Genomic DNA, 11,572 nt, shown 5'->3' with positions numbered 1-11,572 from the left:
GCCGTGCCGGCGCCAGTGGTGTGCCACCGCTGTGGCAAACGCTGGCCGGCGGCACTGCCCGCCGGGCGGCGACCACAACCGACACGCCGGCGGACCTGACCACCAGGCTGGCCGCTATGGGAGTCGAGGAACGCCAGCGAACAGTCCTGGAACTGGTACGCGCGCAGGTCGCCGTCGTACTCGGCCACGCCGACCCAACGACGATCGACCAGGACAGCGCGTTCCGCGAACTGGGCTTCGACTCGTTGACCGCAGTGGAACTACGTAACCGTCTGGCCACCACGTTCGGGCTGTCATTGCCGGCCACGCTGGTCTTTGACCATCCCAACATCGGAGCCTTGGCCGATCATCTGGTAAACAAGCTGCCCACCTCCGTGATTGCCGGCAGTGACCGCAGCACCGGAGCAGAATCGGCCGGCTCGGAAGCCGTTCGAGTGTCGAACCTCGCGGAGATGTACATGCAGGCCGAGATCGACGGCAGACACGACGAGTTCTTCGACGTGCTCGGGCGATTGGCGAAGCTCCGCCAGACGTTCGGTGTGGACACGGCCGACGAGGCGGTCCGGCCTCCCACACGGATCGCCACCGGCGACGGCAAGCCCAAGTTGTACCTCTTCAACCCATACGTAGCCCCGGCCAAATTCCCATATGCGCGGCTGGCGTTGGCCTTCCAAGGCACCCGTGACGTGTCGGTGTTGCACTCGCCCGGCTTCCATGCTGGTGAGAAGCTGCCGGAGAACATCGAGGCGATGACTCTCGCGTACGTCGAGACAATTATCCGAGACAACGCGAACGGCGAAGAATTCGCACTGGGCGGCACCTCCAGTGGTGGGCTGATCGCCCACCGGGTTGCTGCCGAGCTGGCGCGGATGGGCATGGCTCCGGCCGGCGTCATTCTGCTCGACGCACCCTCGCAGAAGGACCTTCAAACCGTATCGGAGGACGGGCCGCTGTGGCAGAAGCAGATTTTTGAGGGACTCAGGCGGACTGGCGATGAAGGCGATGACAGTTGGGTCTTCGCGATGGTCCATTACCTCTCCTTCCAGTGGTGGCCTGCGGAGCAAATCGAGATACCGACGCTTCAGGTCCGTGCATCCGAACGGATCAGCGGACCGGCAGACAATGACGACTGGATGTTCACCTGGAGCTACGCCAACGCAGTCACGTTGGCGGATGTGCCAGGAGATCATCTACAAATAACCGACCAATACGCCTCGGTGAGCGCGTTGGCGGTCAATGACTGGCTCTCCCGCTCGCCCGAGGAGCGCCCAGCGTTCGTAGACTACCGAGGCCCGAAGGGTGGAGAATCCGCAGGTCGCAGAGATGATGTCGGTGAGCACCTCTCGCCGGGGTCCGATCCAGCAGGTGACTGACCTCGGGGTCCTTGCCACGATTTGTCGGCCTCCGCCGTTGGAGGTGCTTGCGCACCTACTGGACATGACGTGGTGATCCAACAGGAGCCTGGCCAGCTACTTCGACCTGAGAAGGTAGATCGATAGCAATCGGTGTGTTGGGCTGGTTGGCGTCCGTGTGTGCTCGAGAATGGTAGGAACCTTTGCCGGGAAGGGATCCAGGCATGCTTCGAACGAGGAACGTCGCGCTAGACCCTTAACTGTCAAAAGCTTGAAATTTCACCAAAGCCGCCGGCGGCCAAAGATCATCGTCCACGTGACACCAGGTGGACCTGATCGACGGAACCCACTCCTATTTGCCGGTACTCCCCGAGCCACCCCGTCGCGCGATGGTCGCCCCGCCAGGTGAACACGACGACGCCCAGGTCTCCGTCCCCGGGCGGGAAGGTAGTGCCCGCCGTGCCCCGGCGGATCGGCTCCGTGCGGTGGGTGCGGCCGGCCCAGACCGTCACCACCGCGCCGGAAGGACCGGTCGCGACGACGTCCCGGCCGGAGACGGCGATCGTGCATCTAGTGGCCCGCTCGTACAGCAGCTGCCGGTAGGCGCTCTCCGGCAACCGGCAGGCGCGAGGCGGCCTGCCGGGCGGCCAGTCCGGCGCGGTGTGGCCGTTGCCGACGGCCGCGTGCCAAAGCTCAGGCACCGCGTCGGCCAGATGCAAGGGCGTGGCCATCAGCTCGCAGATCCACAGAAGCCTGCCCGCTCCGCGTGGCGGCCGGCAGCGCCGCCACCTGACCCGACGGCCCAGGTCTCCGGCGACCACCGCGACCCACGGGTGGACCGTGCCGAGCAGGCCCTGGCTCGCGAGCCAGTGCAGGTACCGGGGAGCATCCTCGAGGATGGGATAGATCGCGGCGTACGGCATGCCCGCGATAGTGGTGACGCTCTCGCCGAACAGCTCCGGCGCGTTCGCTACCGCGAGCAGGGCAGCCTGGGCCAGGTCGCCGCGCTGAGGCTCGGGCAGGTTGGTCGCTGCCGCTGCGGGCTCCGCCGGCGGGCCGGTCGGCACGACCCCGGAGTTGATGATGCCGGCGACCGCGTTCCTGGCCTCCTCGGGCGCGGCGACCTGCGCGAGTTTGGGTACCAGCGTCGCGACAGTACGGATGAGCGCGCGCTCGGCCTCGGCGGCGCTGGCAGGTACCGGTAGGTCGTTCAACGTCCGGCGCAGGTGGTCGCATACCGTGGCCGGGACCATGAGCCGTGCGGTGAGCTGGCCGAGGTCGGTCGGGGCCAGGCGCGTTTCCTTGAGGTCACTCCCGGCGTCTGCCGGTGTGTCGGCGACCATGCCCGCGTCGGCGAGGAACTGGATGGCCTGGCGCAGCGGATCGAGGCTGCGGCGGCCCTGTTGGTGGGCCAGCGTCCGGACCCACCAGCGGTCAGCCGCTGTCCGCGAGGTCACCTCCTCCCGTACGACCTCACCGAGGACATGGTCGGGCAGGCTGGACTGGATCTGTGACCGCACCACGTATCCCTCGGTCAGCCGTGCCTGCCAGGCCGGCCGTTCGCCGTCGTCGACGATGAGGAACGCCCAACCTTGGTCCTCACCCGCGCCGACCCGTCCGGCGCGGCCGAACATCTGCTGGACGGTGGCCACGTCCAAGCCGTCCAGCCCGACCTGGGTGTCGCGGACGACGACAGCGCGCGCGGGCAGGTTGACCCCGGCGGCCACGGTCGGCGTGGCGACGAGGACGTCGATCTGCCGGGCGCGGAAGGCCGCCTCGGCGTCCCGCCGGTACGGCCAATCCTTGTAGTGCAGGCCCACGCCGGCCTGGCCGCACACCATCTGCACCTGCGCGGCATCGTCCGGCCTGACCCCGGTGGTGTCCACGCCCCGGCTGGCCGCGAGCAGCAGCGCGGTCCGGCGTACGTTGCGTTTGCTGCCACAGAACACCAGTACGCTGCCGCCGTCGGCGGTCACGAGGCGGCTGATCGCGGTCGCCAGCCGGCTTCGGGTGGCTTCCGTCACGTTCCAGTCGGCGTGCGCCGCGACCGCGGGCAACTGCCAGGTCAGCCGGCTGGACCGCCACGTCAGGTGCAGCAGCCGGGCCCGCAGCCAGACCGCGATCTCCTCCGCGTTGCCGACCGTGGCCGACAACCCGACCACTCGGATCGGCGGCTGGGCGTCCCGCATTCGGGCCAGCATTGCCTCCAGCGTGGGACCACGACCGGGATCGCCGAGCAGATGGATTTCGTCGACGATCAAGCAGTCGACCTCCGCCAGCGCCTCCCGCAGGGCCGAGCTGCGCGAGACGGCCTCGAACTTCTCAGTGGTCGCCAGCCACAGATCGGCCTCCCGCATCCGGTCCGCGTCGACGGCGTACTCGCCGGAGAGGCGCTCGACCCGCACCCCCTTCGCCTTCCATGCCTCCAGGTCGTGGTTGAGCTCATCGGTGAGCGAGCGTTGGGGTACCAGCCAGACCGCCTTCCGGCGCCGCAGGAGCACGCTCTTGAGCGCGGCGGCCATGCCCATCACCGTTTTGCCCGCTCCCGTGGGTGCGACAACGAGCAGGTTCTCGTCGCCGTCGAAGATGGCGGGAAGCACCTGTGCCTGGGCCGGGTTGAATGTCGGGTACCGGAAGAAAGGGGACAGGGTGGGCGGCAGCAGGCCGTTGGTGGCGACTTGGCCGGCATCCGGTGAGGGTGCGTCGTCGTATGCCTGCCACATCAGCGCGAAGGCGTCCCGCGCGGCTACCGCGGCGGCGCCGCTCGCCCGGCTCGGCCGTCGGGTGGGGCCACGCAGCAGCGCACACGGGTAGGTGACCGACTGGAGCGACCGCTCAGACGGATCGTCCGGGAAGCGGCGGATGGTCTCGTCCTCGACGAGGTGCGGGACTCTCCGCACCTCGGCGCCCTCGGCGGCGAGCTTGTCCGCCAGGACGGTGAACTGCGGATCAGCGGGGAGTAGGACGCGGACGTCGGTGTGGTCCGTGATGGGCGGCAGGGGCAGATCCGGGTCGGTGATCTTCATCCACAGCAACCCTCGGTCGCGAGGACCGGCCCGACTCGTCCCGTCCAACGTTGTTCGCCACGCCCTCACCGCCGTCGACTCCGGACCGTCGAACACCTTACCGATGGGCCCGCGGGCGGCCGGCCGGCGGGTGCTCGGCCGCCACTCTCGCCATGGCCGGTGCCCTGGGAACATCTCCTCCGATGACGGCCACCCCCGCACCTGGCAGCGCCCAACGGTCGTCGAGGCTTGCTCAAGCAGGTCGCCTACGTCAACGAGGAGACCGGCTACACGATCCGCGACGAGCCATACCGGCTGGCCGCCGATGTGTGAGGGATCCCTGCGAGCGGTGCACGGTTATGGCGTACGCATGCTGGAGTTCGTCCAGCTCGTCGAAGTCGTAGTCGAGGTCCTCGCGCCCGGTACGGCGCCAGGGCCTGCTGGAGCAGTTCTTCAGGTGGCTGCTGGTCGACGAGCAGGCCATCGACGGGGACGCGAGGGATGCTCGTCGGACGAGCAGCCACACGTCCACAACGGGCAGCAAAGCACGGATCGCCAACACCGGCCACTCCTTCATCGCCGAACAGTCGGCGGCTGTCGTCCAGCAGCTGACGGCATTCCTGGCTGATCTGCGAGAACAGCGGCCCCGCGTCCGCGCGGCTCCCGTTCGGCGATGGTCAGATCGAGCAATACAGAAGAAGATGGGGGTACGGGCCCGTATTATCTTCTCCCCAGTGAGCATTGATCAGCATAAAACGATGCCTTGTCGCGGCCCGCGTGCCGTGGCGAGCCCGGGGTGTCGGCGTACTGGGCCAGGAAGGCGAACCTGAACGCCTCGGCCAGTCGCTGGTGATCGCGCTTGCGTCGTACGGGATCGCGGTCTCCGCCGTGGCGCCCAGGTTCACGACGACGCCGAAGGCCAAGGAGTACCTCGATGCGCCGAGCGGTGACGCGATCCGGGCACAGCGCCCGTTCGGCCGGGTCGTCGATCCGGGCGAGATCACTGCGGTCGTACTCCACTGTCAGTCCGTCAGCTGGTCCAGCGGTGCGGTGCTCGACCGGCATGGCGCCTTCTATCTGCGCAGCCGATCAGCCGCCACCTTTTGAGTAACCCCGCAGGGGAGGAGAAGACCGGATGAGTGGTCCGCAGATCGTGTCCCGTGAGGACTGGCTGCGCGCGCGAATGGAGTTGCTCGCCAAGGAGAAGGAGCTTACCGACGCACGGGATGAAGTTTCGGCAGCTCGGCGGGCCCTGCCGATGACACCGGTCGAGAAGGACTATCGGTTTCGGTGCGCGTCGGGTGAGAAGAGCCTGCTCGACCTGTTCGAAGGGCGCCGGCAGCTCATCACGTACCACTTCATGTTCGACCCGAGCTGGGACGAGGGCTGCACGAGCTGTTCGTTTCTCGTCGACAACGTGGCGCACCTCGGGCATCTGAATTCCCGCGACACGTCGTTCGCGGCCGTCTCCCGGGCGCCGGTGGAGAAGATCGAGAAGTTCAAGGCGCGAATGGGCTGGACGATCCCGTGGGTGTCCTCCTTCGGAACCGACTTCAACTACGACTTCAAGGTCACCGTGGACGAGTCCATCGCTCCGATCGAGTACAACTACAAAGACAAGGCGACGCTGGAGCGCGAGGGCCTGACCCACCACATGAGCGGTGAGCAGCACGGGCTGAGCGTCTTCTTCCAGGACGACTCGAAGGTCTTCCACACCTATTCCACGTACGGGCGGGGGCCGGACATCGTGCTCGGCACGTACAACTACCTCGACTTCACCCCGCTGGGCCGACAGGAGGTCGGAACCGGAATCATGCTGTTCAAGCACCATGACACGTACGAGTCAGCGGCGGACGGGCCCAGCTGTCACTGACCGGCTCAGTCCCGAACGGTTCGCACGTGTGACAGCCCTGCTCCTTCGGATGTAAACCTAAACCAGCCGGATGGCGAGCAGCCTTCTGTCAGCTGCACAGCCCTCGGCCTTGTGAACAACAAGACGACGGTGCGGGCCGCCCCCAGGCGGCCCGCACCGTTACCGAACGCCGGGCGCGTTACGCCCTGCCGCAATGCTGGTGGGTGGGAGTTCCCGGCCTACAGGTCGGCCGTCGTCACGCGGGAGGATTCGTACGTCGTGGCGGCCTGGGGGAGGCCCGGCACGGTGGAGACGCCCTTGACCAGCATGCCGGTCTTGGCGTCGATGGTCAGCACCTCACTGCCCTCACCGCCGAACACCTCGGGGCCGGCGCTGATCGTCAGCGTGGCCTTGCCGTGGGTGGTCGAGTCCCTGACGCTGACCGCGGAGATCGTGGACAGCAGACGCAGCACGCCGGCGCGGACCTGCGTGTTGCCGTCGCCAGCGGACAGCGCTTGGGTGCTGTACGCCCACAGGGCGTTGTCGAAGTGCCGCTGCACGGCCTGAGGGCTGTACGGCTTCGGCTTGGCGTCGCCGCCCTTCTGCTTGATGATCACCTGGGCGGCCGCCTGCTGCTTGTCCCACACCACCTTCTGCGCCGCGGGGTCGAGACCCACCAGCGGATCCTTGGCTGCCTTGAGCATCTGGGTCCGGCCGTCGGCCGGGCTGCTGTCCGCCGCGGCGACGGCTGCCCTGAGGAGCGGAGCGTAGCCGCCGTCCGTCATCTGGTCCTGGTGACGGGCGATCGCACGCTTGATGTCCTTCACGCTGTTGCCCGTATAGATCGCGTGACCGTCGGTGTACAGCGTGTAGACGACCTGCATGGTCTTGGTGCCGTGGACCTGCGTCGCCTTCACCAGCCACGCGTCGCCCGCCGACGGGGTGACCGTCTTGATGGACCCGGCCAGGGTCATCAGCGGCGCGCGCTCGGCGGACCCGTCGACGGTGGTCGAGCCCGAGGTGGCGGGCGACGAATCCTTGCCGGCCTCCGTGCCCCCGGTCGCCGACGAGGTGAGCACCACGGCGACGACCGCCGCCACGGCGGCAACCCCCACCCCGGCGCCGATGCCCAATCGGCCCGCGATACCGATCCGGCGGCGGCGCTGAGTCGCCGGGCTGGATTCGTGGTCCCGCGTGGTTGTCGTCGTCTCCATGGTTGAAGTCGCCTCCATAGTCGTGTCCTCCGCTGATATCGCGCCCAGCAGCCGCACGGTTCCGGGGTCGGCCATAGCCGCCCGCAGCACCGCCCGCGCCCGCTGGTACGCCTCCGGGCGTAGTGGTTCTGCGCTGCCCAACGCACCGACCAGATCGAGCTCGTCGGTCATCGGTGTCTCTCCTTCGCGCTGTTGCGGTCCTTCAGAAGCGCGGACACCCCCGGCGCGTCGCGCAGTGCCGTCCTGGCCTGGCTCAGCAGCCGCCGCGCGGTGCCGGCCGGTATGCCGAGTGCCCGCGCGGCGTCGGCTGCGGTCAGGTCCTCCCAGGCGACGAGCCTCAGGACCTCCCGCTCGTCGGGTTTGAGCCGCATCAGGGCCGACCGGAGCACCGCCCGGGCGTCCACGCCGAGGTCCACCGCCGACCACGGATCCCATCCAGTAGCCACGTCCGGCACGTCCGCGACCAGGTCCTCCGCCGGCCGGGACCGCCAGTAGCGCCGCAAGCGATTCGATGCCACCCCGTACAGCCACGGCCGTGCATCGTTGTACGACCGGTCGTACGATCGCCGCGACTCGAACGCGGCAACCCAAACCTCGCCCAGGAGGTCCTCGGCCGCATCCCGCCCCGCCCGACGAACGAGGTACGAACCGACGGCGGCCTCATGACGCTCGACCACCTCCACGAAGGCGTCGACATCGCCATCGAGCGACCGGCCTATCAAATCCGCATCCGAAGCCATGGCCCTCCTCGGCAAAGTCCGCGCTTCAACCTGCCATTGCCGATCAGGCGGGGAAGTGTTCAGGTGCCGAGTCCGAGGGCGAGCGGTGTAGTCGCCGCACCTGCTCCACGGGATCGGGCGGAACTGCGCCGGCGTGGCATCCCGGCCACGATCCCATCAGGTCTGGACGGTGGGTCGCGGCTGTCGGCCCGGTCCCTGCCGTACTCGGACCGGCCATGTTGGAATCATCGTTGTGGAGATGGCATGCAGTTCCGGGTGCTAGGTCCGCCGGATATCATCCGGGACGGGCGGGTGGTGCCCGTCGGAGGGCCGAAGCAGCAGGCGCTGCTGGCCCTGTTCCTGCTACGACCCAACCGGTTCGTCGCCGCCGACTGGCTGGTCGAGGCACTGTGGGACGGGCGGCCGCCAGTCAGCGCCCACACGACGCTGCGCACGTACGTCGCCGGGTTGCGTCGGGTCGTGGAGCCCGAGCGGTCCCATCGCGAGCCGGCACGAATCCTGCGCAGCCGTCCGAGAGGGTACGAGCTGCGGGTGAACGCCGAGGCCATCGACGCGGTCCGGTTCGCCAGCCTCGTGGACCAGGCCGCGGATGCGCTCGCGGCCGGGGAGCCGGCGGCCGCCGAGGGGTGCTACGCCGAGGCGTTGGCGTTGTGGCGGGGCGAGCCGCTGGCGGGCGTCGCCGAGCTGGCCGCGCTGCGCCCGGAGGTGACCCGGCTGGCTGAGCTGCGGTTGAGCGCCGAGGAGGGGCGTTTGACCGCCGCCGTCGTGGCGGGCCGGCACGCGACGCACCTGGCGGAGCTGCGCCGGTTCGTGTCAGCGAACCCGCTGCGCGAGGGGGCTCGGGCACAGTTGATGTTGGCGCTGTACCGGTCTGGCCGGCAGACCGAGGCGCTGGCGGCCTTCGACGAGGGGCGCCGGATCCTGGCCAGCGAGTACGGGCTCGACCCCGGGGAGCAGATCCGGGCGGTGCACCGGCTGATCTTGGAGCATGCCGCACCGGCGGAGTCCGGCGGTCCGGCGCCGGTCGGTCCAGAGGGCGCGGCCAGACCGTCCGGGCGGGGTCCGGTTGTGGTCGGCGTGGCGCCGGACGCGGGCGCGGACCCGTTGGTGGGTCGTGGCGCGGAGCTGGAGCGGCTACGGGAATCGCTTGACGCGGCCACCCGGCACGGCGGGCGGGTGCTGGCGCTGGTGGGGGAGGCCGGCATCGGCAAGACCAGCCTGGCTGCGGCACTCGGCGCGCAGGCCGCCGCGAACGGCGTCCCCGTGGTCTGGGGCCGCTGTCCCGATGTCGGGCAGGCGCCACCGTTCTGGCTGTGGAGCCAGGTGGTACGGGCGCTCCTGGCGATGCCGGAGGCCAGCGCCACGGGCTCGGCGAGCCGGCTGGGCGGGTTCGCCGCGGGGTCGCTGCCGGGCCCGGCAGACGGTGGCGGGTCCGACCCGACGGCGCGGTTCCAGGTGTACGAGGCGGTGTCGGAAGTGGTGCACGTGGTGGCCCGGCGGCGCGGTCTTCTGGTCGTGGTGGACGATTTGCACGCCGCCGACCCGGACTCGCTGCTGTTGCTGCGGTTCCTCTCCGCCGATCTGTCGACGGCCCGGGCACTGGTGGTGGCCACCCTTCGGCCGTACGACCACGACCCGGCCCTGGTGGCGACGGTCGCCGAGCTGGCTCGCGGTCGGGGGTTCGGCCAGCTCCGCCTCGCCGGTCTGGACGCGTCCTCGGTCGCCGACCTCGTCCGGGATCGGACCGGGGTCGTACCGCCGGAGCCCGTCGTGGCTCGACTCGTCACCCGTACTGGCGGGAATCCGTTCTTCATCACCGAGCTGCTCCGGTCCCGAACGGACCCGGCGGCCGCCGCGGAGCTGCCGCCGAGCATTCGGGACACCGTACGGTTGCGGCTCGGCGGGTTGCCCGATCCCACCCGACGCTGCCTCGACCTGCTCAGCGTGGCCGGCCACGACCTGGACCTTCAGGTGATGGCGGCGGTGCTGGACACCACGGCCCCGGCGGTGGCCGAGGGACTCGCCCCGGCCTACACGGCCGCGCTGGTGACCGAGGCCGGACCGGGAGCTGTCACCTTCCGCCATCCGCTCATCGCCGAGGTCACCTACGCCGATCTGGTCCCGCCGCGCCGGGCCGCACTGCATGCCCGGCTGGCCGTGGTCTACGAGCGGGCCGCAGACGTCGCACCGGCCGAGTTGGCCCACCACTACGGTCAGGCGATCGGGCTCGGCCACGGTGCGGACCTCCTGCGGTGGTCGCTGCTCGCCGCCGACGACGCGACCCGGCGGGTCGCCTACGAGGACGCGCTCGGTCACCTCGAACGCGCCGCGCACCGGCTGGCCCCGACCGCGCAGGGCTCACCCGACGTGGCGGCGACCGAACTGGCCGTCCAGTTGCGCCGAGCATCGCTGTTGCAGATGACGGTCGGTGTCGGCAGCGACGCGGTCGACGAGATCTGCGCCCGAGCCCGGGAGCTGTTGACACTGGTGGGGTCGGACGCCGATATCCGGCACGCGCTCTGGGCACTGGGCGAGCTGGCCGCCAACCGGGCCGACTTCGCGGTCTGTGCCGACCTCGCGGAGAGGCTGGTGCGGGCCGAGGATGACGGCAGCCGGTTGATCGCCGTGGCCGGCGAGTACCTGCTCGGCGCGGTCGGCTACTTCACCGGCCGGCTGGCCGACGGCGAGCGCCGGCTCACCGTCGCGATCGACCGGTTGCGAACGGTGGATCGAGGGCTGCTGCGCCGGGAGGTCGGCCGGCGGCCGGTCCTGGGCTGCCACAACTTCCGGGCCCTGGTCCGCTCGGTACGCGGCAACCCCTCCGGCGCCTGGGCCGACATCGCCGATGCCGAGGCTCTTGCCGAGGAACTGGACGACCCGTACGGCCGGGCGAACGCGGCGCTCTACGCCGCCTGGCTGGCGATGCAGGAACACGACGTCGCCGCGGCCGACGTCGCGGGGCGGCGGTGCCTGGACATCGGCCGGGCCACCGGCCTGCCGCACCTGATGGCGACAGGCGCGTTCGTCGCCGAGTGGGCTTCCGCGCGCGGCGGGGAGCACGGCCGGCTCGACGCGATGCGCGCCGCCGGTGACGCGATCTACCGTCCCGGGCTGCGGTCCACCCGGACCATCACGCTCTGCGCGATGGCCGAGGCGTACCTGGCCGCCGGGCGCCCGGACACTGCGGCGACGCTGGCCGAGGAGGGGCTGGCCGTGGCCGACCGGGTGGGCGAGCAGGTGTTCGCCGCTGAACTGCACCGCATCCGCGGCGTCGCGCGCCGCGACCGCACGGAGTGGGAGGTTGGGGCCCGGATCGCCGCGGAACAGGGCGCCGGGCTGTTGTTGCCCCGGTTCGCCGCCGACGGCGCTTTCTGACCGGGTAGAGCCGGTCTCCACGTCCTCTCCACAC

The 11,572-nt window shown here is 69.9% G+C and carries 7 protein-coding genes; 4 read left to right on the top strand and 3 right to left on the bottom strand.

The annotated features are described in order from the left end of the window. On the top strand, positions 1-1,373 hold a 1,373-nt coding region (locus AB0J33_RS22780; protein WP_363616029.1), incomplete at its 5' end, for a phosphopantetheine-binding protein. A gap of 284 nt (positions 1,374-1,657) precedes the next feature. Here AB0J33_RS22780 and AB0J33_RS22775 read toward each other — a convergent pair. Beyond that, on the bottom strand, positions 1,658-4,378 hold the full coding sequence (locus AB0J33_RS22775) for a DEAD/DEAH box helicase (protein ID WP_363616028.1): 2,721 nt from the start codon (positions 4,376-4,378) through the stop codon (positions 1,658-1,660). Between the two features lie 720 nt (positions 4,379-5,098). Between AB0J33_RS22775 and AB0J33_RS22770 the strand changes: the two genes are divergently transcribed. Together AB0J33_RS22770 and AB0J33_RS22765 are read left to right on the top strand one after the other, a co-directional pair. Next, entirely contained in the window at positions 5,099-5,464 is a 366-nt protein-coding gene (locus tag AB0J33_RS22770; protein ID WP_363616027.1) for a hypothetical protein, read from the top strand. A 28-nt stretch (positions 5,465-5,492) separates the two neighbouring features. Then, a complete protein-coding gene (locus AB0J33_RS22765) occupies positions 5,493-6,230 on the top strand; it encodes a DUF899 domain-containing protein (protein ID WP_363616026.1) in 738 nt (245 codons plus the stop codon). Positions 6,231-6,448: 218 nt separating this feature from the next. Here the strand turns inward: AB0J33_RS22765 and AB0J33_RS22760 are convergent, their stop codons facing one another. Next, positions 6,449-7,594 carry a hypothetical protein gene (locus AB0J33_RS22760; RefSeq protein WP_363616025.1) on the bottom strand — a complete coding sequence of 382 codons (1,146 nt, stop codon included), beginning with the start codon at positions 7,592-7,594 and terminating at the stop codon, positions 6,449-6,451. Beyond that, complete coding sequence (locus AB0J33_RS22755; protein WP_363616024.1) at positions 7,591-8,163, bottom strand: sigma-70 family RNA polymerase sigma factor; 573 nt, start codon at positions 8,161-8,163, stop codon at positions 7,591-7,593. Before AB0J33_RS22755 ends, AB0J33_RS22760 begins: the two co-directional genes overlap by 4 nt. A gap of 291 nt (positions 8,164-8,454) precedes the next feature. Between AB0J33_RS22755 and AB0J33_RS22750 the strand changes: the two genes are divergently transcribed. Then, positions 8,455-11,538: a BTAD domain-containing putative transcriptional regulator gene (locus AB0J33_RS22750; RefSeq protein WP_363616023.1), complete on the top strand. Its 3,084-nt coding sequence runs from the start codon at positions 8,455-8,457 to the stop codon at positions 11,536-11,538. The last annotated feature ends 34 nt before the right edge of the window (positions 11,539-11,572 follow it).

The sequence above is a fragment of the Micromonospora sp. NPDC049645 genome (assembly GCF_040675155.1).
Classification (GTDB): domain Bacteria; phylum Actinomycetota; class Actinomycetes; order Mycobacteriales; family Micromonosporaceae; genus Micromonospora.
Note: the sequence above shows the minus strand (reverse complement) of the source record. Positions and strands in the feature narration are given on the sequence as shown.